Consider the following 26,246-nt stretch of genomic DNA (forward strand, 5'->3'; position numbering starts at 1 on the left):
CGTGTTCCACTGCTCTTTCCTGCCCGCTGTGCACGCATTCAAGGACTGAATCGCCTGATCCACGAAGGAGCTCTCCGTGGACAGACGTGCCGCCCCCCGTTCACCCGCCCGTTTCTCGCAACTGTCGCTGGCTGTCAGCCTGGCTGTCGGGGCGATGGCATTTGGTCTGTCCAGCGAACAGGCGCTGGCCGTCTGCAGCGCGGCCGGTTCCACGATCACCTGCAACGGCGCGGCCAACCCGCTGGCGCCGAGCTATACCAATGGCGGCAGTAGCCTCACCGTCAACGTCAACCCGGGCGCGAGCCTGGGCACCTTGCTGGGCGTGGGCGGCACCTCGCTGTCGCTGGCCGGCAACAACAACACCCTGAACAACTCCGGCACCATCGACCCGACGCTGCTCGGGTTGTTGAGCATCCAGTCCTCCGCCGTGCTGATTGGCAACACCGGCACCGGCAGCACCCTCAACATCAACAACAACGCCACGGGCGTGATCAAGGGCACCGGCGCCTTGCTCGGCGCCAACCTGCTGAACCTCACCGGCATGGCGCTGGACGCGCGCAACGGCGCCGCCGGCACCACCACCATCAGCAACGCCGGCAGCATCGGCTCTTCGGCGCTGGCCAGCCTCACGCTGGTGAGCGAGGACACGCCGGTCATCGCCGTGACCGGCGGCAGCACGGTGAACTTCACCAACACCGGCACTATCCTCGGCCGTGCCGCGTTCGAGGCTTCTGCGGCGGGTAACACCTTCACCAACGCCGGGACCCTGACCGGCAGCCTGTCGATGGGCGCCAACAGCACCAACCGCTTCAACGCCATCACCGGCTCCAGCGTGGGGGCAGGGCTTGGCGTTGGCGTGGCCTTGCTGGTCACCAGCAACCCGAACCTTGCCTTTGCCGCGGCCGGCAAGATCGACGGTGGCGCCGGTGGCACTAACACGCTGGCACTGCAAAACGCCATTGGCGGCGGCAGTGGGACCAGTGGCAGCGGCACGATCAACGCCACCAACTACATCAACTTCAGCCGCCTGATTGTCGACGCCGGTACCTGGAGCCTGATCGGCCAGGTGCTCAACGGCACCACCCAGACCACCCTCAACGGTGGTCAGCTCAACTTCGACAACTCCAGTGCCTTCGGCAGTGGCGCCATCACTGTCAACGGCGGCGGGCTGGCGGGCACCGTCGGTGGCCTGAGCCTGGCCAACAACTTCACCCTCAACGCCGGCCTGAGCGTCGGCGGCGCCACCGACATGGCCCTCAATGGCGTTGTCTCGGGTGTCGGTGGCCTGACCAAGACCGGTGCCGGCCTGCTCACCCTCGGCGCCACCAACACCTACAGCGGCGGCACCAACCTGGCCGCCGGCGGCCTCAACCTGGCCAGCGCCGCTGCACTGGGCAGCGGCGGCCTCACCGTCAGCGGCGCCAGCAGCCTGCAGGGCAGCGTGCCGCTGGTGCTGAACAGCAACGTGGCATTGAACGCGGCGCTGACCCTGCCTGGCAGCAACGCCCTGACCCTGGGCGGTGTGCTCAGCGGCACCGGCTCGCTGGTCAAGAGCGGCAGCGGTGGCTTGACGCTGAACGGCGTCAACACCTACACCGGCGGCACGACCCTGGGTAGCGGCACCCTCACCCTCGGCAACGCCAGCGCCCTGGGCAGCGGCACGCTGGCGCTGAGCGGCAACGGCACCCTGGACACCACGGCGACCATGACCCTCGCCAATGCCATCAACCTGGGCAGCAGTACCCTGACCTTGCCGGGCACCAACGCACTGACGCTCAACGGCGTGATTGGCGGCAGCGGCAACCTGACCAAGAACGGCGCCGCCGACCTCACTCTCAACGGCGTCAACACCTACAGCGGCACCACCACCCTGAGCGGAGGCAAGCTCACCGTCGGCAACAGCGCCGCGCTGGGCACCAGCAGCCTGACCCTGGGCGGCAATGCCAGCCTGGACGCCAGCAGCGCGGTCAGCCTGGGCAATGCGATCAACCTGGGGGCCAACACCCTTGACCTGCTGGGCACCAGCGCCACCACCCTGGGCGGTGTCATCAGCGGTACCGGCGCGCTGGTCAAGAATGGCGCCGGCGACCTGACCCTCAATGGCAACAACACCTTCAGCGGCGGCCTGACGCTCAACACCGGCAAGCTCACCGTCGGGCACAGCAATGCGCTGGGCAGCGGTGCGCTGACCCTGGGCGGCAACGTCAGCCTCGACGCCGGTACGGCGGTCAACCTGGGCAACGCGGTCAACCTCGGCGCCAACACCCTCAACCTGCTGGGCACCAGTGCCACGACCCTGGGTGGTGTCATCAGCGGCACCGGCGCGCTGGTCAAGAACGGCAGCGCCGGCCTGACCCTCAACGGCAGCAACACCTTCAGCGGCGGCACCACCCTCAATGGCGGTGTGCTGACCGTGGGTAACAACAATGCCCTGGGCACCGGCGCGCTGTCTCTGGGCGGCAATGCCAGCCTCGATGCGGGCGTGGCGGTCAACCTGGGCAACGCCATCAACCTGGCCGGTAACACCCTGACCCTGCCGGGCACCAGCGCCACCACCCTGGGCGGCGTGATCAGTGGCACCGGGGCGCTGGTCAAGAACGGCAGCAGCAACCTGACCCTGGGTGGCGCCAACACCTTCAGTGGCGGGCTGACCCTCAATGCCGGCACCCTGACCCTGGCCAGCGCCGCAGCCCTGGGCACGGGCGACTTGACCGTCGGCGGGCCCTCGACCCTGGCCAACGCCGTGGCGATGACCCTGAACAATGGCGTCAACCTCGGCGCCAACCTGACCCTGGCCGGCGCCAACAATCTCACGCTGGCCGGCAACCTCAGTGGCACCGGCGGCCTGATCAAGAACGGCAGTGCCAGCCTGACCCTGAGCGGCAACAACACCCAGAACGGCACCACGGCGCTGAACGCCGGCACCCTGGTGCTGGGCAGCAACACCGCGCTGGGCACCGGCGCGCTCAATGCCGCGGCCAACACCACCCTCGACACCAGTGTCGCCGGGCTGAACATCGGTAACGCCCTCAACCTGGCCGGCAACCTGAACCTGCCCGGCAGCAACGACCTGACCCTGAGCGGCATCATCGCTGGCGCCGGCGGCATCACCAAGGGCGGCAACACCACCTTGACCCTGACCGGTGCCAACACCAACAGCGGCTCCACCTTCCTCAACGCCGGCACCCTGGTGGTCGGCAGCAACACCGCGCTGGGCACCGGCACCCTCAACACCGCCGCCGGCACCCACCTGGACGCCAGCACGGCCGTGAGCCTGGCCAACGACGCCATCATCGCCGGCCCCCTGACCATCGACGGCACCGCCAACCTGGGCCTGAGCGGCGTGCTCAGCGGCATCGGCTCGCTGGTCAAGAACGGCAACGCCAGCCTGACCCTGAGCGGCAACAACGTCTTCACCAACGGCACCCAGCTCAACGCCGGCACGCTGATCCTGGGCAGCAACACCGCATTGGGCATCGGTGGCCTGACCCTGGGCGGCAACGCCAACCTCGACACCAGCACCGCGGTGGCCGCCACCAACACCATCAGCCTCGGCGCCAACACCCTGACCGTGCTGGGCAGCAACGCCACCACCCTGACCGGGCAGATCAGCGGTACCGGCGCGCTGGTCAAGAGCGGCAGCGCCGCCCTGACGCTCAACGGCAACAACACCTACAGCGGCGGCACCACCCTCAACGGTGGGTTGCTGACCCTGGGCAACAACAATGCCCTGGGCACCGGCGCCTTGACCCTGGGTGGCAATGCCAGCCTCGACAGCAGCGGCACCCTCAACCTGGGCAATGCCATCAACCTCGCCGGCAATACCCTGACCCTGGCGGGCAGCAATGCCACCACCCTCGGCGGCGTGATCAGTGGCACTGGCGCGCTGACCAAGAACGGCAGCACCAACCTGACCCTGTCAGGCGCCAACACCTTCAGCGGTGGCCTCAACCTCAATGCTGGCACCTTGACCCTGGCCAGCGCCGCGGCGTTAGGGACCGGAGCCTTGAACGTCGGCGGCGCCGCCACCCTGGCTAACTCCACGGCCATGACCCTGAACAACGCCGTCAATCTCGCCGCCGACCTGTCGCTGCCCACCACCAGCAACCTCACCCTGGCCGGCAACCTCAGTGGCACCGGCGGCCTGGTCAAGAGCGGCAGCGCCACCCTGACCCTGAGCGGCAACAACACCCACAGCGGCGCCACCGCGCTCAACGCCGGCACCCTGGTACTCGGCAGCAACACCGCCCTGGGCACTGGCGCGCTGAATGCCGCCAACAACACCACCCTGGACACCAGCGTCGCCGGGCTGAACATTGGCAACGCGCTGAACCTGGCCGGCAACTTCATCCTGCCCGGCAGCAACGACCTGACCCTGAGCGGCACCATCGCCGGTGCCGGCGGCATCACCAAGAACGGCGCCACCAGCCTGACCCTGACCGGCAACAACAGCAACAGCGGCATCACCCGTCTGAACGCCGGTACCCTGGTGCTCGGCAGCAATACCGCGCTGGGCACCGGCACCCTCAACACCCTGGCCGGTACCCACCTGGATGCCAGCAGCGCGGTCAGCCTGGCCAACGACGTCACCATCGCCGGCCCCCTGACCATCGACGGCAGCGCCGACCTGGGCTTGAGCGGCGTGGTCAGCGGTATCGGTTCGCTGGTCAAGAACGGCAACGCCAATCTGACCCTGAGCGGCAACAACCTCTACACCAACGGCACCCAGCTCAATGCCGGCACGCTCACCCTTGGCAGCAACACCGCGCTGGGGATCGGCGCCCTGACCCTGGGCGGCAACGCCAACCTCGACGCCAGCACCGCCGTGGCGGTGACCAACGGCATCAGCCTGGGCGGCAACACCCTGACCGTGCTGGGCAGCAATGCCACCACCCTCGGTGGCCTGATCAGCGGCAGCGGCGCGCTGGTCAAGAATGGCAGCGCCGGACTGACCCTCAATGGCAACAACACCTACAGCGGCGGCACCACCCTCAATGCCGGGCTGCTGACCCTGGGCAACAACAACGCCATCGGCAGCGGCGCCCTGAGCGTGGGCGGCAATGCCAGCCTCGACGGCAGTGGCGCGCTCAACCTGGGCAACGCCATCAACCTCGGAGCCGGTGCCACCCTGACCTTGCCGGGCAGCAATACCACCACCCTCGCTGGCGTGATCAGCGGCACTGGCGCGCTGACCAAGAACGGCAGCACCAACCTGACCCTGTCGGGCGCCAACACCTTCAGCGGTGGCCTCAACCTCAACGCCGGCACCCTGACCCTGGCCAATGCCGCGGCGCTGGGGACCGGCGCGCTGAACGTCGGTGGCGCCGCGACCCTGGCCAACAGCGTGGCGATGACCCTGGGCAACAACATCAACCTTGGCGCCAACCTGACCCTCGGCGGCAGCAACAACCTGACCCTGGGCGGTGTGCTCGCGGGCACCGGCGGCTTGATCAAGAACGGTGTGTCCGACCTGACGCTGACCGGCAACAACACCTTCAGCGGTGCCATCGATTTGCTCGGTGGCAGCATCACCACGGTTGGTACCACGGCCCTGGGCAATACCTCGGCAGTCAGCGTCGGCGCCGGTACCAGCCTCAACCTCGGCGCCAGCGCCACCATCGGTGGCCTGAGCGGCGCCGGTACGGTGAATATCGCCGGCGGCGGCGACCTGACCCTGGGCGGCAACAACCTCAACAGTGTGTTCAGCGGTGCCCTGGCCGGCAGTGGCGGGCTGGTCAAGACCGGCACCGGCAGCTTCGAGCTGTCCGGGGTCAGCACGCTCGGCGGCAACACCACGGTCAATGCCGGCCTGCTCAATGTCACCGGCTTGCTGGCAAGCCCCAGCGTGCAGGTTAACAGCGGCGCCAGCCTCGGCGGCACCGGCAGCCTGCTGGGGGCGGTCGACATCGCCAACGGCGCGCACCTGCTGGCCAACAGCGGTGCGACCCTCAGTACCGGCGCGCTGACTCTGCACAGTGGCTCGATCCTCGACTTCGGCCTGGGCTCGCCGGCCACCGGCGGTACGGCGCTGGTCAACGTCAACGGCAACCTGACCCTGGACGGTACCCTCAACGTCACCGACGTCGGCGGCTTCGGCACCGGTATCTACCGGCTGTTCGACTACACCGGCGCGCTGGTCGACAACGGCCTGCTGGTCGGCAACGTGCCGGGCGCCATGTTGCCCGGCGACCTGCAGGTGCAGACTTCCATTGGCAGCCAGGTCAACCTGCTGGTCGGCGGCGCCTCCGGCACCGTGCAGTTCTGGGATGGCGGGCAGAACGTGCCCAATGGCGTGATCGACGGCGGCACCGGTACCTGGAATGGCAGCAACACCAACTGGACCCATGTCAACGGCGTGCTCAACGGCAGTTGGGCCAGCGACTTCGCGGTGTTCCAGGGCACCGCGGGGGATGTCACCGTGGTCGGCACCCAGGCCGCCACCGGGCTGCAGTTCGTCACCAACGGCTACCGCCTGATCGGCGCCGGTGGGCTGGACCTGGTCAACGGCAGCAACGGCGCCTTCGCCGTGCGGGTCGACCCCGGCGTCACCGCAACCCTCAACGTCGGCCTCTCGGGCAGCGGCCAGCTGGCCAAGCTCGACAGCGGCACCCTGGTGCTCAATGGCGCCAACAGCTACACCGGCGGCACCCTGTTCAACGGCGGCACGGTCGTGGTCGGCAACAACACCGCTTTTGGTAGCGGCGCTGTCAGTACCGCCAACGGCACCACCCTGGACAGCAACACCGCCGTGACCCTTGGCAACGCCTTCAATCTCAGCGGTGCCCTGACCGTCGCCGGTTCCGCCGACCTGGGGCTGTCCAACGTAGTCTCCGGCCTTGGCAGCCTGGTCAAGGCTGGCGGCGCCAACCTGACCCTGGGTAACGCCAACACCTACAGTGGCGGCACCAGCCTGGGTGCCGGCACCCTGACCCTCGGCAACGCCCAGGCGATGGGTACTGGCGGCCTGACCGTCACCGGCGCCGCCAGCCTGGACACCACCGGTAACTTGGCACTGGGCAATACCGTCGCCCTGAACGCCAACCTCACCCTACCGGGAACAAACGACCTCACCCTCAACGGAGCGCTCAGTGGCACCGGGGGCTTGGTCAAGACAGGTTCCGGCACGCTCACCCTCAACGGCAGCAACAGCCAGCAGGGCGGCACCAGCCTGAACGGCGGCACCCTCGTAGTAGGCAGCAACACCGCGCTGGGCACCGGAGCGCTGAACGCAGTCGGCGGCACCACCCTGAGCAGCAATGCCAACGTTACCCTGGCCAACCAGCTCAACCTGGCCGGCAACCTGACCATCGCCGGGGCGCAGAACCTGACCCTGGGCGGCAACGTCAACGGCGTCGGCGGCCTGACCAAGACCGGCAGCGGCACCCTGACCCTGAACGGCACCAATGGCAACCTGGGCAACACCAACCTCAATGCCGGCACCCTGGTGCTCGGCAGCGCCAGCGCACTCGGCCTTGGCCAGCTCAACGCGGCGGCCGGTACCACGCTGGACAGCAACACCGCGCTGAACATCGGCAACACCGTCAACCTGGGGGGCAACCTCACCATTACCGGCAGCAGCGACCTGGGCCTGGGCGGGCTGGTCACGGGGGCCGGCAGCCTGACCAAGAACGGTACCAGCAACCTTACCCTCAGTGGTGCCAACACCCTGACCGGCGGCGTGACCCTCAATGCCGGGACGCTGACCCTGGGCAACAACCAGGCACTGGGCACCGGCACCCTGACCGTCGGCGGTGCCAGCAACCTGGCCACTACCGGCGCCCTGACCCTGGCCAACCAGGTGACGCTCAACAACACCCTGAGCCTGATCGGCAACAACAACCTGGCCCTCAATGGCGTGATCAGCGGCACCGGCGGCCTGACCAAGAACGGCAGCGGCAACCTGACCCTTGGCGCCGCCAATACCTACCAAGGCACCACCACCCTGGGTGGCGGCACCCTGACCCTGGGCAACAACACTGCCATGGGCACGGGCAACCTGGCGGTGACCGGCAACAGCACCCTGGCCACCATCGGCGTGCTGCAGGTGGCCAACGCCATCGGCCTCGGCGCCGGTGCCACCCTCGGCGTCAACAACACCCAGGCCCTGACCCTCGACGGTGTCATCAGCGGTGCCGGGGCGCTGAACAAGCTGGGTGCCGGGCAGCTGATACTCAATGGCAGCAACACCTACGCCGGCGGTACCTCGCTGCAGGCCGGCAGCCTGCTGCTGGGCAATGCCGGCGCCCTGGGCAGCGGTGCCCTGACCGTCAACGGCGCCGCCAGCCTCGATGCCAGCCAGGCGCTGGCGCTGGTGAACGCCGTCAACCTCGCCGGTGGCAACCTGACCCTTGGCGGCAGCCAGGCGCTGACCCTCAACGGCGTGGTTTCTGGCAGCAACGGGCTGGTCAAGAACGGCGCCGCCACCCTGACCCTCAACGGCAACAACACCTACAGCGGCGGCACCACCCTCAACGCCGGCACCCTGGTGGTCGGCAGCAATACCGCGCTGGGCACCGGCGCCCTCAGTACCGGCGCCAACACCAGCCTCGATGCCAGCGGCGCGGGCGCCACCTTGGCCAACGCCGTGCACCTGGGCGGCACGCTTAACGTGCCGGGCAGCGGCAACCTCACCCTCAATGGTGTGCTCGATGGCGTCGGCGGCCTGAACAAATCGGGCGCCGCCACCCTGACCCTCAACGGCGCCAACAACTATCTGGGCGGCACCACCTTGAATGCCGGCCGGTTGGTGGTCGGCAACGACAACGCGCTGGGGCAGGGCGCCCTGACCGTTGCCGGGGCCTCGACCCTGAGCAGCGGCGCCAACACCACCCTGGCCAACAACGTCACCCTCAACGCCGGCCTGAGCGTCGATGGCGGCAACGACCTGACCCTCAACGGCGTGATCAACGGTACCGCCGGCCTGACCAAGAACGGCAGCGGCAACCTGACCCTCAATGGCAACAACGGCTTCCAGGGCGGCACCCAGCTCAATGCCGGGCGCCTGACTGTAGGCAACAGCGGCGCGCTGGGCACCGGCACCCTGTCGGTCACCGCCGACGCCACCCTGGCCAACAGCGCGCCCATGGCCCTGGGCAACACCATTGCCCTGAGCAACGGCGCCAACCTGACCGTTGAAGCCGCCAACGCGCTGATCCTCAGCGGCGACCTCGGCGGCAGCGGCAACCTGGTCAAGACCGGCGTCGACGACCTGACCCTGGTCGGTGTCAAGACCTTCACCGGCAACGTCGACATCCAGGCTGGCTCCATCACTACCCTCGGCAGCGGTGTGCTGGCCAACGTCGACACCCTCAACGTCGGCGCCAGCGGCCAGCTCAACCTCAATGGCAACGCCAGCCTCGGCAGCCTCACCGGCAGCGGCCAGGTCGATGTCGGCATCGGCAGCGTCCTGAGCCTGGGTGGCAACAACCTCAGCAGCACCTTCGCCGGTGGTCTCAACGGCCTGGGCGGCCTGACCAAGGTCGGCAGCGGCACCCTGACCCTGACCGGCACCGGCAACCTGGCCGATAACACCCAGGTCAACGCCGGTACCTTGAAAGTGGATGGCACCCTGGGCAGCAACCTGCTGACCGTCGCCAGTGGCGCCACCCTGGCGGGTAGCGGCACCGCCAACGCCACGGTGGTGATCAACAACGGCGGCCATCTGGCCGGGCAGAGCGGCGCCACCCTGGGCCTCGGCAGCCTGGTGCTCAACAGCGGCTCGATCGTCGATGTCGGCCTGGGCGCCCCGTCCACCGGCGGTACCGCGCTGTTCAACGTCGGCGGCAACCTGACCCTCGACGGTACGCTCAATGTCGGCAGCATCGGCGGCTTCGGCAACGGTGTGTACCGCATCTTCGACTACACCGGCTCCCTGACCGACAACGGTCTGGACTTTGGCAGCCTGCCGCTGGGCGTGGGCCTGGGCGACGTGACCCTGCAGACCGTCCTGGCCAACCAGGTCAACCTGCTGGTCAGCGCCGCCGGCCTGAACATCCAGTTCTGGGACGGCAGCCAGAGCGTGCCCAACGGCCAGGTCGATGGCGGCAGCGGCGTGTGGAACGCCGGCAACACCAACTGGACCGACCTCAATGGCGTGCTCAACACCACCTGGGGCAGCACCTTCGCGGTGTTCCAGGGCACCGCGGGCGACGTCACCGTCGACGGCAGCCAGACCGTCAATGGCCTGCAGTTCGTCACCAATGGCTACCGCCTGCTGGCGGGCACCGGCGGCGCGCTCGACCTGATCAACGGCAGCGGCGGCGACACCAGCGTGCGAGTCGACCCCGGGGCCACGGCAACCCTCGATGTCGGCCTGACCGGCGTTGGCAAACTCAACAAACTCGACAGCGGCACCCTGGTCCTCAATGGCAGCAACAGCTACAGCGGTGGCACCCTGCTCAGCGGCGGTACCTTGATCGTCGGCAACAACGCGGCCCTGGGCAGCGGCGCGCTGGACACCACGGCGGGCACCACCCTCGACAGCAACGCCTCAGTCGCGCTGGGCAATGCCATCACCCTGGCCGGCCCGCTGAATATTGCCGGTAGCAATGACCTGGCCCTCAACGGCAACATCGGCGGCGCCGGTGGCCTGGTCAAGGCCGGCAGCGCACGGCTGGCACTGGGCGGCAACAACACCTATGCGGGCAATACCGCGCTCAACGGCGGCACCCTGGTGCTGGGCTCCAACACCGCGCTCGGCACCGGCAACCTGACCACGGCGCCCGGCACCAGCCTGGACAGCAGCCAGGCGGTCACCCTGGCCAACAACGTCACCACCGCAGGCGACCTCACCGTGCTGGGCAGCAACGACCTGACCCTGGGCGGCACCGTCGGCGGCACCGGCCGCTTGCTCAAGGCCGGCCTGGCCCGCTTCGCGCTGATGGGCGCCAACACCTACAGCGGCGGCACCGACCTGCAGGCTGGCACACTGGTGGTCGGCAACAATGCGGCGCTGGGCACCGGCGGCCTGGAGGTCAGCGGTAACGCCAACCTCGACAGTGCCAGTGCCGTCACCCTGGCCAATCCGGTCAATGTCAGTGGCGTGCTCAACGTGCTGGGCACTAACGACCTGCACCTGGCCGGCGTGCTCAGCGGCGCGGGCGAGCTGAACAAGAGCGGCCTGGCCGACCTGACCCTGTCGGGCAACAACACCTTCAGCGGCATCCTCAACATCCTTTCCGGCAGCCTGAGCACCATCGGTACCACCGCCCTCGGTACCCAGAGCCAGCTGAACGTCAGCACTGGCGCCAGCCTCAACCTTGACGGCAACACCAGCCTCGGCGACATCGGCGGCACCGGCGCGATCCAGATCGCCGCCGGCAACAGCCTGGCAGTGGAGGGCGGGGTGTTCGACGGCAATATCAGCGGCACCGGTACCTTGAACAAGCTCGGCAACGGCACCCTGGCGTTGAGCAGCACCAACAGCCACTCCGGCACCACCAACGTCCAGGCGGGAGGGCTGCAGGTGAATGGCTCCCTGGCCAGCGGCGCGGTCAACGTGGCCAGCGGCGCCAGCCTCAGCGGTGCCGGCAGCCTCGGCGGCGCGGTGACGGTGGCCAACGGCGGCAACCTTGCGGCCACCAGCGGCAGTACGCTGAACGCCGGCAACCTGGTGCTCGACAGCGGCGCCAACTTCAACGCCTCGCTGGGCACGCCGTCGTCTGGTGGTACGCCGCTGGTCAACGTGGCCAACAACCTGACCCTGGGCGGCACCCTCAATGTCACCGACATCGGCGGCTTCGGCGCCGGGGTCTACCGGTTGTTCGCCTACGGCGGCAGCCTCACCAACAACGGCATGAGCTTCGGCACCACGCCGGTACCGATCACCGACCTGACCGTGCAGACTGCCGTGGCCAACCAGGTCAACCTGGTGGTCGGCGGTGCCAGCAACGTACTGTTCTGGGACGGCAGCCAGAGCGTCGCCAACGGCCAGATCGACGGCGGCAGCGGTACCTGGGATGCCACCAACACCAACTGGACCGACGTCAATGGCGTGTTGAACAGCACCTGGAACGACACCTTCGCGGTGTTCCAGGGCGCACCCGGCACCGTCACCGTCAACGGCAGCCACAGCATCACCGGGTTGCAGTTCGTCACCGACGGCTATGTGCTCAACGCCGGTACTGCCGGTGAACTGCTGGGCAACGGCACCACCAACCTGCGGGTCGACAACGGCGTCACCGCCACCCTCAACGTCGCCCTCAACGGCACCGGCAGCGTCGCCAAGCAGGACGGCGGCACCCTGGTGCTCAACGTCGCCAACGGCTACAGCGGCGGTACCGCCCTCAATGGTGGCACCCTGGTGCTCGGCAACGACAGCGCGCTGGGCAGTGGCACCCTGACGGCCGCAGGCGGCACCACGCTGGACAGCAACACCGCCGTCACCCTGGCCAACACCACCGTGCTCAACGGCGCCCTGGCCATTGCCGGCAGCAACGCCCTGACTCTCAATGGCGTGGTCAGCGGCACGGGTGGGTTGATCAAGAACGGCGCCGGCCTGCTGACCCTGAACGGGGCCAACACCTACAGCGGCGGTACCCAGATCAACGCTGGCGGCGTGGTGGGCAATAGCACCAGCCTGCAGGGCGCGATCCTCAACAACGGCGCCCTGACCTTCGAGCAGAACGCCAACGGCAGCTACACCGGCAACCTCAGCGGCAACGGCACCCTGGCCAAGAACGGTACCGGCGAGCTGCTGCTGACCGGCGTCAACACCTTCACCGGCGCCACCAGCGTCAATGCCGGTACCCTGCTGGTCAACGGTCGCCTCGACAGCACCAGCGTGCAGGTCGCCACCGGCGCCCGCCTGGGCGGTAGCGGCACCTACGGCGGTGCCGTGCAAATCGCCAACGGCGCCACCTTGGCCGCCGGCCAAAGCGCCACGTCGTTGACCGTCGGCAGCCTCGACCTGGCGTCGGGCAGCGCCCTGGACTTCAGCCTCGGCGCTCCGGCCGCCTCCACCACCGTGGTCAGGGTCAACGGCAACCTGGTGCTCGACGGCACGCTGAACATCACCGATGCCGGCGGTTTCGGCACCGGTGTCTACCAACTGTTCAGCTACGGTGGCACGCTCACCGACAATGGCCTGGTGTTCGGCGCCATCCCGGGTAGCGTGGTTCTGGGCGACCTCAGCCTGCAGACCGCCATCGCCAACCAGATCAACCTGGTGGTGCAGAACTACGGCGAGGAGTTGCAATTCTGGAACGGCGGCAAGACCAACCCCGACGGTAGCGTCGGCGGCGGCAGCGGCACCTGGGGCTCGAACACTGGCTGGACCAATGCCGGCGGCACCAGCAGCGAAGGCTGGAGCGGCGGTTACGCGGTCTTTGGCGGCACGTCCGGCACCGTTACCGTGGTTGGCAACCAGTCGTTCGAGGGCCTGCAGTTCCTCAGTGATGGCTACCAGGTCGTCCCGGGCTCTGGCGGTAGCCTGACCCCGGTCAACGATGCCGACGGCAGCCTGGCAGCGGTGCGGGTCAACGCCGGTGCGACGGCCACCGTCAGTGCACCGCTGGTCGGCACTGGCGGTATCGAGAAGCTCGATGCCGGCACCCTGATCCTCGCGGGCGCCAATACATACAGCGGCGGCACCACCGTCAGCGGCGGTACCCTGGTCGGCAACACCACCAGCCTGCAGGGCAACATCCTCAACAACGCCAACCTGGTGTTCGCCCAGGGCAGCAATGGCACCTTCAACGGCACCCTCAGCGGTACCGGCACCACCACCAAGCAGGGTGGCGGCACCTTGTTGCTGACCGGCAACCAGCCGTTCAGCGGTGCCTTCAACGTCAACCAGGGCGTGCTCCAGGTGGGCGATGCCGGCAACCCGGGCAGCAACCTCGCCGCCCAGGTCACGGTGGCCAACGGCGCCGCCCTGACCGGCAACGGCACCGTCGCCGGGCTGATCAACAACGGCACCGTGCTGCCGGGGCCGGCCGGCAACCTGAACGTGTCGGGCAACTTCACCAATGGCGCCACCGGCACCCTGGTGATCGACCTCGCCACCTCGCCAGTGAACTACCTGAACGTGGGCGGCACGGCCAATCTCGGCGGCAGCCTGATGGTGGCCAACCTCGCCAGCGGCAATGGCCAGTACACCGTGGTCAGCGCCGCGGGCGGCATTACCGGTACCTTCGCCACCACCAACCTGGCCAACTCGGCGTTCCTCAACAGTTCGCTGGACTATGGCGCCAACCAGGTGACGCTGTCGGTCAGCCGCAACGGCACCTCCTTCGCCGATGTCGCCGCCACCGGCAACCAGCGTGGCGTGGCCCTGGCCCTGAGCAGTGCCAGCGCGCCGGCCGAGCTGGTCAACAACCTGCTGCCGCTGGACCGCCAGGGCGCCCAGGCGGCGTTCGACAGCCTGTCCGGCGAGATCCACGCCAGCACCGCGACCGTGCTGATCGAGGACTCGCGTTACGTCCGCGAAGCGGTCAACGACCGCCTGCGCCAGGCCGACTGCAGCAACCAGGACGATCCGCGTCGCACCCTGGCGCCGACCGCCAACCAGCAGCTGACCAGCGAAGGCTGCCAGGGCCAGGCCGTGGGCTGGATCCGCGCCATCGGCGGCTGGGGCACCTACGACGGCAGCAGCAGCCATGCCAGCGTCGACCGTGACCTGTCGGGCTTCATGCTCGGTATGGACCGTGCGCTGGACGATGAGTGGAAAGTCGGCGCCGCCGCCGGCTACACCCGCTCGAGCATCGACGCGCACCGTCGCCGCTCCGACGCCACGGTGGACAGCTACCACCTGACCACCTACCTCGGCTACCAGCTGGACGCCTTCGCCGCTCGCCTGGGCGTGGCCTACAGCTGGCACGACATCGACACCAAGCGCGATGTCACCGTCGGCAGCTACGACGACCGCCTCAAGGCCAAGTACAAGGCGCGCAGCGCCCAGGTGTTCGGCGAGGTGGGTTACGCCATCGATGCCGGCGGCATTGCCCTGGAGCCGTTCGCCGGGTTGGCCTACGTCAACTACGACAGCGACACCGCCCACGAGAAGGGCGGTGCAGGGCGGCTGGAGGGCAAGGTCGACCAGGACGTGACCTTCTCCACCCTGGGCGTGCGGGCCGGCAAGCGCATCCTGCTCGACAATGGCAGCAGCGTCACGCCGCGGCTGTCGGTGGGCTGGCGGCATGCGTTCGGTGACGACAAGCCCGATGCCGATTTGCGCTTCATCGACGGTGGCGCAGGGTTCAGCACCGAGGGCGTGCCGATTGCCAAGGACGCGGCGGTGGTCGAGGCCGGGGTGGACCTGTCGGTGGGCGCGAGCGGCAAGCTGGGGGTCGGGTACTCCGGGCAGCTGTCGAGCGAGAACCGCGACCATGGTGTGGTGGTGAGCTTCAGCATGGGGTTCTGAGGTAGATCGCCGGGGCTGCTTTGCAGCCCTTTCGCGGCACGAGGCCGCTCCTACAGAAGACCACGTTCCTCTCTGTAGGAGCGGCCTTGTGCCGCGAAAGGGGCGCAAAGCGCCCCCGGCGCCATTCAGTCGTAAGACATTTCCGAACTTGAAACCAAATCCTTCAGCCAGCCAGCGCTTCGGACCTATCCTACGCGCCTGCCGGAAGGCTCTGAATTGGCCGGGAAATACATCAGGGGTACCGTCACTGGGTCGTCAAATTTGGCGATCCGGGTGTGAGAAGCCCGTCCATGTCCAGATTCAGGTTGCCTGTTATGGCAGCCGTGCGCGCGCAGACTTCGGTCTGGCCGTGGTGTCTGGACACGGTCTTCTCACCTCGCGTACGGCTGCCACCCTTGTCTGTGAGAAGGATACTGGTGGTTGCTCTAGAAACCCTTTCCAGAGTAACAACTATGAAAAAACTAGTACCTGACCCACCCTACCCAATCCCCTTCGTCACCATCATCAGCGACCTCGACCCCGAGGAAGCGATGGCCCACGCCAACAAGCTGATGCACATCCTCAGCGACACCGTCCACGCCTACACCGTCTGCCAGCGCGACGCGCGTCTCGACGTGATGATGGACAGCGTCGAGATCCTCGGCCAACTGGTCATCTCGCTGGTCCGCCACGCCCGGGCCAAGGGGGCGCCGGTATGAGCGACGACAGCAAACCCGGCCCGACCCAGGGCAAGACCACCTGCCTCGAGATCTTTTGCATCCAGCCCGGCATCCCGTTCGATCACGCGTTCAGCGACCTGTCGGTGTTGCTCGGCTGTGTGGCGCATTTCACCACCGAGGCGGAGATGGAAGGGGACCTCATGGCCGGCAGTGCGGCGAGGATTCTCAGCGGGCTGGCCAAGGGGCTGATCGATGACATGGAGTTGGGGTTGAATCGAGCGCGGTGAACGGGGGCTGCCGCGCAGCCCTTTCGTGGCACAAGGTGCCGCTCCCACAGGAAATCGCTATCCCCTGTAGGAGCGGCACCTTGTGCCGCGAAAGGGCCGCAAAGCGGCCCCAGGGATGCCAGACCGGGCCACTGTCGTTAGACTGTCATCTCCCCACCACCGGACAGGAGTCCCGGCGTGCCCGACCCCCGCAGTTTCCCCAGCGACCTGTGCCTTGAAAGCCCACGCCTGCAGCTGCGCCCCATGCGCCACGGCGACGCGCAGCAGTGGCTGACCATCATGGCCGACCCGGAAGTGATGCGTTACTGGTACCACGCCCCCTGGCAGACCCTGGCCGAAGCCGAAAGCGCCCTGGCCGCCGACCGCGAGGCCTTTGCCGCCGGCCAGTTGCTCAAACTGGGCATGTACCGCCGCGACAATGGCGAGCTGATCGGCATGGTCCAGCTGTTCAACCTCGAGGAGGGCTCGCGCCGTGGCGAGATCGGCTACTGCCTGGCCAAGTCCGCCCAGGGCCGGGGCTACATGGACGAGGCGCTGACCTGCTTCATCGACTACCTCGCCCATACCCTGCACCTGCGTCGCCTGGAGGCGGAAATCGACCCGCGCAACCAGGGCTCGGCGCGCACGCTGGAGCGCCAGGGGTTCGTCCTTGAGGGCACGTTGCGCGCCCGCTGGTGCGTGGCCGGAGAGCTCTCCGACTCAGGCCTGTACGGGCTGCTGCTAGAACCGCCTGTGGCCTGATGCCCATGCGTGTTATGGACGCGCCTTTCGCTGATGGGATGGAGCCCGCGCTTTGCCTGCTTTCTACGTGACGTTCACCTTGCTGCTGTTTCTGTTGAGCCTGTGTTTCGACGGTATCCTGATGGGCGTCGACGGGCATATGCCCGCCTTGCAGATAGTGCTCATGGGGCCTTGGGGCATTGCCATGGGGCTTTACCAGTGGTTCGCCAATCCGCTGCTGGGGCTGGCGCTGCTTGCTCATCGGCGTTATCGCCGGCTGGCGCTTGGCGCCGGAGTGGTCGCGCTGGGCCTTGCGCTCAGTTGCCTTGGCATCGAGCGGGTGTCGGACAACCGCAGCTATGACATCCAGCCCCTGACCGGATTTGGCGCCGGGTATTATCTGTGGACACTGGCGATCCTGCTGTTTTGCCTGGGGCAGGGCTGGTGGTGCCGCAAGGTGCGTTCGACGGCGGGTATGCCGGGTTGGCGTTGGTACGACCTGGGGCTGATCGCAGTACTGGCGGCGACGATCTACGCCGGGACGCTGATGCCGAGCCTGCGCGTTCAGATCAGTAGCTCCACCCAGTCGATGGATCAGGCTGCGACACGCTGATGCGGCGCGCCCGTCGGGTTTGGAAAGACGCCAGGGCTGGGTTAAGGTCGCAGCTTGTCCCGTTTTCTCCAGGTACCTGACTTGCCCGCTTTCTACCTGACCACCAGCCTGGCCCTGTACCTGCTGAGCCTGGCCTTCGATGGCGCCTTGACGGGGGCGGGTCGGCATGTGCCGGCGTTGCAGATGCTGCTCTACGGCCCCTGGGGCATCGCCTTCGGTCTGTACCAGTGGTTCGCCAACCCGCTGCTGGCGCTGGCAGTCCTCGCCCATCGTCGGTTCCGCCGCCTGGCGCTGGTTTGCGGCCTGGTGGCGTTGTACCTGGCGGCCAGCAGCTTCGCCATCACCCGCTTGCCGGACAACCAGAGCTACGCCTTCCAGGATGTGACCGGCTTCGGCGCGGGCTTCTATCTGTGGCTGCTGGCTATCCTGGTGTTCTGCCTGGGCCAGCTGTGGTGGTGTTGGAAGGCGCGCTCGGCGGCGGATGTGCCGGGCTGGGGCTGGCTCGATGTGGCCCTGATCGCTGCCCTGAGCGTGGCGCTGTATGCCGGTACGCAAATGCCGTCGCTGCGCTTCGAGCCGCACAAGGTGATCGTGCCGCCGGAGCAGCCGCGCACCTTGTGATGGCAATTGTCCCTACAGGGCAGCGCAATGACTGCGTGGGAGCGGGCTTGCCCCGCGATAGGGCTGCTATGTCAGGCGCTCAACGCGCCGTGCCCCACTGCACCACGATCATCCCGATCACGATCATCCCCACCCCCGCCAGCCGCAACAGGTTCACCGGCCGCTCCGGCAACCCCATCAGGCCAAACTGGTCGATCAGCAGCGACGACAGCACCTGCCCGGCCACCACGCAGACGATAAACCCCGCCGCCCCCAGGCGCGGCGTCAGCACCAGCGCGGCGGTGATGTAGAGCACCCCGGCGACCCCGCCGAACCAGGCCCACCAGGGCGCATGGGCCAGCTGCTGCACCTGCGGCAGCGGCGCGCGCATCAGCAGCAGGGCCGGCACCAGCATCAGCAGGCTGACCAGCAACGACACCCCGGCGGCCCACAGCGGATGGCCGAGCAGGCGCCCGAGCGCGGCGTTGCTGCCGGCCTGGAACGGCACGGCGGCTCCGGCGAGCAGGGCGATGAGCAAGGGGAGGGCGGCGAAGAGGCTGGCGGGCATGGTGTCTACTCCTGATCAGAACACTGGCCTTAGTCTCGATCATGCATTTCAATGATGGAAATTCGAACTTCGCACAGGTTGTATTCGTACCATGGATGATCTGCGTCGCATCGACCTCAACCTGCTGCTGACCCTGCATGCCTTGCTCAGCGAGCAACATGTCTCCCGCGCGGCCCTGCGCCTGCACCGCAGCCAGCCGGCGGTCAGCCATGCCCTGGCGCAGTTGCGCGAGCTCTTCGCCGACCCGCTGCTGGTGCGACGCGATGGCCGCCTGCAGCTGACGGCCCGCGCCGAAGCCCTGCAGGCGCCGTTGCAGGAGGCGTTGCAGCAACTCGACGGACTGCTCGGCACGCCGGGCTTCGAGCCGGCGCGGGCACGGCGCACCTTTCGCCTGGCCATGTCCGACTATGGCGCCCGTGTGGTGCTGCCAGCGCTGATGCGCCTGCTGCGGCGCGAAGCACCGGGCATTGACCTGGTGGTGTCCCAGGGTAGCCGTGAGGCGATGCTCGGCCAGTTGATCGACGGCGAGGCGGACCTGGCGCTGGGCGTGTTCCCGGAGCTGCCGACGGAAATGGCCCAGCAGGTGCTGTTCGAGGAATCCTTCGTCTGCCTGGCCGACCGCACCAGCCTGCCGTCACGTGGCGGCCTGGCGCTCGAACCGTGGTTGGCGCGGCCCCATGTGCTGGTGGCGGTACGCCCCGGCATCGACAACGAGATTGATCACGCCCTGGCCAGCTTGGGCGCGCGTCGGCGCATCGCCCTGACCTTGCCGCATTGGGGCGTGGCCCAAAGCCTCATTGCCGGGACCGACCTGGTGCTCACCGTGGCCCGGCGCAGCCTTGCCGGTGCCCGGCTGGACCCGGCGCTGCGCCAGTTCGCGCCGCCCCTGGCGATCTCGCCGTTCGCCTTTGCCCAGGCCTGGCATTCGCGGCGCGACGGCGATGCCGGGCACCGCTGGCTGCGGGCGCGGATCCAGGCGCTGTGCGTGAACGAAGGCGCGGCAGGGTGCTAGGCTGTGCCGCATTCATCTGCGAAAAGGAAAGCCCATGTTCAAGCATTGCCTGGTCGGCGCTGCCGCCCTGCTGATCGCCGCCGGCGCCCAGGCCGAGGACTATTCGCCCACCTACACCCAGTGCATGGACAAGGCCTCCAGCACCCTGGCCATGGGCGCCTGCATCCAGGCCGAGACCCAGCTACAGGATGACCGGCTGAACCGCGTCTACAAGCAACTGATGGCCAAGCTCGACAGCCAGCAGCAGAAGGACCTGCGCGAAGTCCAGCGTACCTGGATGAAGTACCGCGACGGCAACTGCGCCTTCCACGGCAAGTTGAGCAACGGCAGCATCTACCGCATCGAAGGCGCGATGTGTGAGATGGACATGAGCAAGGACCGCGCGGCGGAGCTGGAGCGGGTGCTCAGTCCGGGGCAGTAACTGTGGGGTTGCTGCCCTGTTGCGCAGGGAACTGTGATTACCCAGCCAGCGCGCACCCTGTGGGAGCGGCTTTAGTCGCGAAACAAGCGACGTGGTGTAATGGCACCGGCTTCGCCGGTGTTCGCGGCTAAAGCCGCTCCTACAGGTCCCTGCTAAATCAATAAGTCATTTTCAGCTCCATTGGAGCGGTCTTGCCGAGCCTCAGGCGCTGTGGTACTCGCGCCGTGCCCGTGCCTTCAGGTACTCGCGCACCTCCACGCCGTCTCCGGCGAACTCGATCCGCTGTGCCTTGGCCGCCCGCTGGTAGGCGTACATCGGGTCGTAGTATTCCTTGAGCAGCCCTTCGATCCACCCTCGGTGCAGGCTCACGTCGCCACTGCGCAACTGCTCCTCCAGCGCCTGGTCGAGCAACGCCGACAGCCGCTGGAAGCGTTCGCCGCCCAGGCGCTTGTAGATGTTGGCCATGCTCTGGCGCATGCGCTCGGCGAACAGCGGGCCGCCGGCTTCTTCACCGTGCACGGCGATGTACTCGGCGCACAGGTTGATCACATAGTCGCGCAGGATGCGTTCCACACGATGCGCGAAGCTGTCTTCAAGCCACACCAGCGGATAGCGCTGCATGCCCTGGTACAGCTCCAGCGGCACCGCGCAGCTGCCGACCACGCGGCCTTCGTCCTCGAGCACGAACTGGCCGATACCACGCTCGCGTTTCTTGAGGATGTCGATGGCCAGCGCATTCTCGAAATCGATCTGCGCCGGCTGCGCCGTGGCACGCTTGCCGAAGCTTGAGCCGCGGTGGTTGGCGTGGCCTTCCAGATCGAGCACGTTGTCCAGCTGGTGCAGCACATCGGTCTTGCCGGTGCCGGTCAGTCCGCCCAGCAAAACGAACGCGCACTGCTGCACCGCCTGCAGCGTGGTATCCATCAGCAGGGTGCGCATGGCCTTGTAGCCGCCCACCACCTTCGGATACTGGATGCCGGCGTCCTTGAGCCAGCCCTGGACGATCTGCGAGCGCAGGCCGCCACGGAAGCAGTAGAGGTAGCCGTCGGGATGGGCCTGGGTGAACGCGGCCCAGGCCTCCAGGCGCTGCTGCTTGAGCGCGCCGTTGACCAACTGGTGGCCCAGGGCGATGGCGGCGGCCTGGCCCTGCTGCTTGTAGCAGGTGCCGACCTTCTGCCGCTCCTGGTCGTTCATCAGCGGCAGGTTGACGGCGCCGGGGAAGGCACCCTTGGTGAATTCGATCGGCGCGCGCATGTCCATCATCGGCACGTCGTCGAGGAACAGCTGTTTCAGCTCGGTGCAGTCGGGGCGCATCAGATCACCTCGACTGCGTGGCTCTGTCGCTCGACCAGCTCGCCGATCGGCGCCAGTTCGAGCCCGAGTTCCCGGGCCACGGCGAGGAATTCGGCCTCGCCCTGCGGGGTGACCGCCACCAGCAGGCCGCCGCTGGTCTGCGGGTCGCACAGCAGGTGCTTCTGCTCGTCGCTCAGCGCGCCGATCTTGTGGCCGTAGCTGTCGAAGTTGCGCAGGGTGCCGCCGGGGATGCAGCCCTCGGCCAGGTAGTGTTCGACGCTGGGCAGGCGTGGTACGGCAGCGAACTGCAGGCGGGCGGTGAGGCCGCTGCCTTCGGCGACTTCGACCAGGTGGCCGAGCAGGCCGAAACCGGTGACGTCGGTCATCGCCTGCACGCCGTCGAGCTTGCCGAAGCGGCTGCCCGGGGTGTTGAGGGTGCACATCCAGTCACGGGCCAGACCCTGGTCCTGTTCGCGCAGCTTGGCCTTCTTCTCGGCGGTGGTGAGAATGCCGATGCCCAGCGGCTTGGTCAGGTACAGGCGGCAGCCGATGCTGGCGGTGTCGTTGCGCTTGAGGTGGCGCTTGCTCACCACGCCGGTCACAGCCAGGCCGAAGATCGGCTCGGGGGCGTCGATGGAGTGGCCGCCAGCCAGCGGGATGCCGGCTTCGGCGCAGACGGCGCGTCCACCGCGGATCACCTCGCGGGCGACTTCCGGCGGCAGCACGTTGATCGGCCAGCCGAGGATGGCGATGGCCATCAGCGGGTCGCCGCCCATGGCGTAGATGTCGCTGATGGCGTTGGTGGCGGCGATGCGACCGAAGTCGTACGGGTCGTCGACGATGGGCATGAAGAAGTCGGTGGTCGAGACCACGCCGCGCTCGTCATCCAGGGCATAGACGGCGGCGTCGTCGCGCGAGGCGTTGCCGACCCAGAGTTTCGGGTCGAGGGCCTGGGTGCCGCTTTCGGCGAGGATCACATCCAGGACCTTGGGAGAAATCTTGCAGCCACAGCCAGCGCCGTGGCTGTACTGTGTCAGACGAATCGGCTCGCTCATGTGCACCTCGACTTTTCGTGATGCGCGATTGTAGCAAAGCTGGCCTTTGTGCCTGTGGCTCTTATACTTCCCTCGTTTGCCAGCATCGCGGGGCAAGCCCGCTGCCACGCAGACCCGCGATGCGACACCGACTCATGCCCCGCTATCGAACCGGAGAATCCCCCATGCTCAAACGCCCCTTGGCCCTGTTTGCCGGCCTCGCGCTGTCCTGCTGCGCGGTGATCGCCCAGGCCGCCGATGTGCTGCGCGTCAGCGCTATCCCCGACGAGGCGCCGACCGAACTGCTGCGCAAGTTCAAGCCGCTGGGCGAGTACCTCGAGCAGCAACTGGGCATGAAGGTGCAGTTCGTGCCGGTGGCCGATTACCCGGCGGTGGTCGAGTCGCTGGCCAGCGATCGTCTGGACCTGGCCTGGCTGGGGGGCTTCACCTTCGTCCAGGTGCACCTGAAGGACCCCAAGGCCACGCCGCTGGTGCAGCGTGAGCAGGATGCCAAGTTCACCAGCAAGTTCATCACCGCCAACCCGGACGTGAAGAGCCTCAAGGACCTGAAGGGCAAGACCTTCGCCTTCGGTTCGATTTCGTCCACCTCGGGCAGCCTGATGCCGCGTTACTTCATGCTCAAGAACGACAACATCAAGCCCGAGGAGTACTTCAGCCGCGTCGCCTATTCCGGCGCCCACGATGCCACCGCCGCCTGGGTCCAGGCCGGCAAGGCCGATGCCGGCGTGCTCAACGCCAGCGTCTGGGACAAGCTGGTCGCGGCGGGCAAGGTCGACACCAGCAAGGTGAAGGTGTTCGCCACCACGCCGGAGTACTTCGACTACAACTGGACCGTGCGCGGCAACATGGACCCGGCACTGAAAGAAAAGATCAAGCAGGCCTTCCTCGCCCTGGACCCGGCCAAGCCTGCGGACAAGGCGATCCTCGACCTGCAGGCCGCCAGCCGTTTCATCGAGACCAAGCCCGAGAACTACGCGGGCACCGAGCAAGCCGCGCGTGAGGCCGGTCTGCTCAAGTGAGTATCCGTGTTCAGGGCGCCAGTGTGCGTCATGGTCAGGTCCAGGCCTTGAGCGCGGTGGACCTGCTGATCGGTCAGGGCGAGCGGGTGGCGATCATCGGTCCGTCCGGGGCCGGCAAGTCCAGCCTGCTGCACCTGATGGGCACCGCCGTGCCACCCAGTGGCGGGCGCCTGGAGTTGTTGGGCGAGCAGCCCTGGGCATTGTCTGCCCGGGCCCGTCAGCGCTTGCGCGCACGGGTTGGCCTGGTGCACCAGGCGCCGCCCCTGCCGCCGCGCCAGCGGGTGGTCACCGCCGTGCTGGCGGGGCGCCTGGGGCAGTGGGGCACGTTGCGCGGGTTGCTCAATCTGATCCACCCCGGCGATGTGCCCGGTGCCCGTGCGGCGCTGGCCGAGCTGGGCATGGCCGACAAGCTGTTCGCCCAATGCGGGCAGTTGTCCGGTGGCCAGTTGCAGCGGGTCGGCATCGCCCGTGCCTTGTACCAGCGACCCGAAGTGCTGCTGACCGACGAGCCGGTCTCGGCCATGGACCCGGTGCTGGCCGATCACAGCTTGGCACTGCTCAACCGCCATGCCCAGGCCCATGGCGTGACCCTGGTCGCCAGCCTGCACGCGGTTGACCTCGCCCTGGCGCATTTTCCGCGCATCATCGGTATTCGTGCCGGGCAGGTGGCGTTCGATTGTCCGGCAGCAGCGGTCAGCGAAGCGATGCTCGATGCCTTGTACGCCAACGAGCAACTGGCCTCGCCTGTTGCCGCGACGGCGAGCCTGCAGGTGCAGATCCCGCGATGCTGAGCACTGACCAACGCGATCCTGCTGCCATCCCTCGCGTGTTGCTGACCCTGCTGTGCCTGGCGTTGCTGTGGCCGGGCTTGCACCTGAGCGAGCTGGATCCCGGTGTGCTGTTGCAGGCCGAGAACCGTCAGCAGATGGCCGGTTTTGTCAGCGCGTTCTGGCCCCCGGCCCATGACGCCGGGTTTCTCGACCTGCTGTTCACTGCCACTGTGCAGACCCTGGCCGTGGCCACGGCGGGCATGACCCTGGCGCTGCTGCTGGCGGTGCCGGCCAGCCTGCTGGCCAGCCGGGCGCTGTCGCTGCGGTCGGCTTCCAATGGTGGACGTTTGGAACCGTTGTCACGCGCTGCGCGCCTGCCGGTGCGCGGCGTGCTGATCTTCCTGCGCAGCGTGCCCGAGATCGTCTGGGCCCTGCTGTTCGTCCGCGCCGTAGGCCTGGGCCCGACCGCCGGGGTGCTGGCCATTGCCATCACCTACAGCGGCATGCTCGGCAAGGTCTACGCGGAGATCTTCGAGTCGGTGGACCAACGCCCGGCCCATGCCTTGCTCCAGGCAGGCAGCAGCCGGTTGTCGGCGTTTCTCTACGGCACTCTGCCCGAGGCCGCGAGCGAAGTGGTGTCCTACACGGTGTACCGCTGGGAATGTGCGGTGCGCGCCTCGGTGGTGATGGGCTTTGTCGGCGCCGGCGGCCTTGGCCAGCAGATCGACCTGTCGATGCGCATGTTCGCCGGCGCCGAGGTGGCAAGCATGCTGCTGACCTTCCTGCTGCTGGTGGTGCTGGCCGACCTGCTCAGCCGCTTCCTGCGCGGGAGGCTCGCATGAGGCGGGTGATCAATGGGCTGGTGATCGTCGCGATCCTGGCGGCGGTGCTGGCGTCGTTCGGCTACCTGGAGCTGGACATGGCAGCGGTTGTCGGCAGCGGCGGGCCGGCGCAGATGGGCGAATACGCGGCGCGTTTCCTGCACCCTGACCTGTCCCCGGCGCACCTGCGGGCGGTAGGGCAGGGTGCCCTGGAAACGCTGGCGATGTCCGGGATGGGGACGCTCCTGGCGATGTTGCTGGGTCTGTTGCTGGCGCTGCCGGCCGCCGGGCGCTTTGGCTGGCCGTTGCAGGGCGCGGCGCGCCTGCTGCTCAATGCGCTGCGGGCGATTCCGGAGCTGGTCTGGGCGGCGCTGACCGTGCTGGCGGCGGGCCTGGGGCCGAATGCCGGCACCCTGGCGCTGGCGCTGCACACTGCCGGGGTACTGGGGCGGCTGTTCGCCGAGGTGCTGGAGAATGCACCGCCGGAGCCTGCGGCGGCGATCCGCCTGCAGGGCGGCAGCCAGGTGGCGGCGTTCTGTTTCGGCACATTGCCCAACCTGTGGCCGCAACTGCTGGCGTACAGCCTGTATCGCTGGGAGAACAATATCCGCATGGCCAGCGTGCTGGGCTTCGTGGGGGCGGGTGGGCTGGGGCAGATGCTCTATGCGACCCTGAGCTTGTTCCAGGAGGCCCAGGCCAGCACGGTGATCATTGCCATGCTGCTGCTGGTGTTGCTGGTGGACGCCCTGAGCGATGTGCTGCGCCAGCGTTTCGTGCGCGCCTGAACGGGCCTGATGCGCTACCTGATCTCTGACTGTAGTCCCGCTCAGGCCTCGCGCCAAGCCCTGTTCGTCAATCCGAAAAATAAACTTCACTAGAGCGTAAAAAGACTTTTTTCGGTCATGGTTTTTGCGGTATCAAGGAATCAGACAGCCGAACCCTGCAGCACAGGTGGCGTCATCCACGCCCCTTTTGCCAGGTGAGCTTCCCGCCCGTAACGACGCGGATACGGGAAGAACGGCAGTCACTCTGCGGCGCAGCCGTTCG

General features: G+C 67.6%; 15 protein-coding genes. 12 read left to right on the forward strand and 3 right to left on the reverse strand.

The window, feature by feature from the left end:
• Positions 1–76: 76 nt before the first annotated feature.
• From HU735_RS09110 to HU735_RS09135, 6 genes are all read left to right on the forward strand, one after another.
• Complete coding sequence (locus HU735_RS09110) at positions 77–15,361, forward strand: autotransporter-associated beta strand repeat-containing protein (protein ID WP_346655353.1); 15,285 nt, start codon at positions 77–79, stop codon at positions 15,359–15,361.
• A 452-nt stretch (positions 15,362–15,813) separates the two neighbouring features.
• Complete coding sequence (locus HU735_RS09115; protein ID WP_023631578.1) at positions 15,814–16,059, forward strand: hypothetical protein; 246 nt, start codon at positions 15,814–15,816, stop codon at positions 16,057–16,059.
• Complete coding sequence (locus tag HU735_RS09120) at positions 16,056–16,307, forward strand: DUF3077 domain-containing protein (protein WP_186713220.1); 252 nt, start codon at positions 16,056–16,058, stop codon at positions 16,305–16,307. The genes HU735_RS09115 and HU735_RS09120 overlap by 4 nt, the downstream gene beginning before the upstream one ends.
• Positions 16,308–16,484: 177 nt before the next feature.
• Positions 16,485–17,048, forward strand: a complete 564-nt coding sequence (locus HU735_RS09125) for a GNAT family N-acetyltransferase (protein ID WP_050703803.1) — start codon at positions 16,485–16,487, stop codon at positions 17,046–17,048.
• 52 nt (positions 17,049–17,100) lie between these two features.
• Positions 17,101–17,640, forward strand: a complete 540-nt coding sequence (locus tag HU735_RS09130) for a hypothetical protein (protein ID WP_186713221.1) — start codon at positions 17,101–17,103, stop codon at positions 17,638–17,640.
• 81 nt (positions 17,641–17,721) lie between these two features.
• Positions 17,722–18,261: a hypothetical protein gene (locus HU735_RS09135; RefSeq protein WP_186713222.1), complete on the forward strand. Its 540-nt coding sequence runs from the start codon at positions 17,722–17,724 to the stop codon at positions 18,259–18,261.
• A gap of 79 nt (positions 18,262–18,340) precedes the next feature.
• Here HU735_RS09135 and HU735_RS09140 read toward each other — a convergent pair whose 3' ends face one another.
• Entirely contained in the window at positions 18,341–18,808 is a 468-nt protein-coding gene (locus HU735_RS09140; RefSeq protein ID WP_139668737.1) for a DMT family transporter, read from the reverse strand.
• A gap of 91 nt (positions 18,809–18,899) precedes the next feature.
• Between HU735_RS09140 and HU735_RS09145 the strand changes: the two genes are divergently transcribed.
• Together HU735_RS09145 and HU735_RS09150 are read left to right on the forward strand one after the other, a co-directional pair.
• The gene (locus HU735_RS09145) at positions 18,900–19,820 is read left to right on the forward strand and encodes a LysR family transcriptional regulator (protein ID WP_186713223.1); all 921 of its coding nucleotides are present in this window, start codon (positions 18,900–18,902) and stop codon (positions 19,818–19,820) included.
• Positions 19,821–19,854: 34 nt separating this feature from the next.
• On the forward strand, positions 19,855–20,241 hold the full coding sequence (locus tag HU735_RS09150; protein WP_084941676.1) for a lysozyme inhibitor LprI family protein: 387 nt from the start codon (positions 19,855–19,857) through the stop codon (positions 20,239–20,241).
• 201 nt (positions 20,242–20,442) lie between these two features.
• Here the strand turns inward: HU735_RS09150 and mnmH are convergent, their stop codons facing one another.
• Together mnmH and selD are read right to left on the reverse strand one after the other, a co-directional pair.
• Positions 20,443–21,555: a tRNA 2-selenouridine(34) synthase MnmH gene (mnmH, locus tag HU735_RS09155; protein ID WP_186713224.1), complete on the reverse strand. Its 1,113-nt coding sequence runs from the start codon at positions 21,553–21,555 to the stop codon at positions 20,443–20,445.
• Positions 21,555–22,589, reverse strand: a complete 1,035-nt coding sequence (gene selD, locus HU735_RS09160; RefSeq protein ID WP_186713225.1) for a selenide, water dikinase SelD — start codon at positions 22,587–22,589, stop codon at positions 21,555–21,557. Before selD ends, mnmH begins: the two co-directional genes overlap by 1 nt.
• 164 nt (positions 22,590–22,753) lie before the next feature.
• Here selD and HU735_RS09165 point away from each other — a divergent pair, with 164 nt between their 5' ends.
• Genes HU735_RS09165 through phnE form a run of 4 tightly spaced genes read left to right on the forward strand, consistent with a single transcriptional unit; the run spans position 22,754 to position 25,984 of the window.
• On the forward strand, positions 22,754–23,608 hold the full coding sequence (locus HU735_RS09165; RefSeq protein ID WP_189656967.1) for a putative selenate ABC transporter substrate-binding protein: 855 nt from the start codon (positions 22,754–22,756) through the stop codon (positions 23,606–23,608).
• A complete protein-coding gene (locus HU735_RS09170; RefSeq protein ID WP_186713227.1) occupies positions 23,605–24,399 on the forward strand; it encodes an ATP-binding cassette domain-containing protein in 795 nt (264 codons plus the stop codon). Before HU735_RS09165 ends, HU735_RS09170 begins: the two co-directional genes overlap by 4 nt.
• Positions 24,393–25,220 carry an ABC transporter permease subunit gene (locus HU735_RS09175; protein WP_186713228.1) on the forward strand — a complete coding sequence of 276 codons (828 nt, stop codon included), beginning with the start codon at positions 24,393–24,395 and terminating at the stop codon, positions 25,218–25,220. The genes HU735_RS09170 and HU735_RS09175 overlap by 7 nt, the downstream gene beginning before the upstream one ends.
• Positions 25,217–25,984 (forward strand): phosphonate ABC transporter, permease protein PhnE, encoded by a 768-nt coding sequence (phnE, locus tag HU735_RS09180; protein WP_186713229.1) that lies wholly within the window; start codon positions 25,217–25,219, stop codon positions 25,982–25,984. The genes HU735_RS09175 and phnE overlap by 4 nt, the downstream gene beginning before the upstream one ends.
• Positions 25,985–26,246 lie beyond the last annotated feature (262 nt).

Origin of the sequence: Pseudomonas sp. BW16M2 (assembly GCF_014268865.1) — a bacterium.
Taxonomy (GTDB): domain Bacteria; phylum Pseudomonadota; class Gammaproteobacteria; order Pseudomonadales; family Pseudomonadaceae; genus Aquipseudomonas; species Aquipseudomonas peradeniyensis.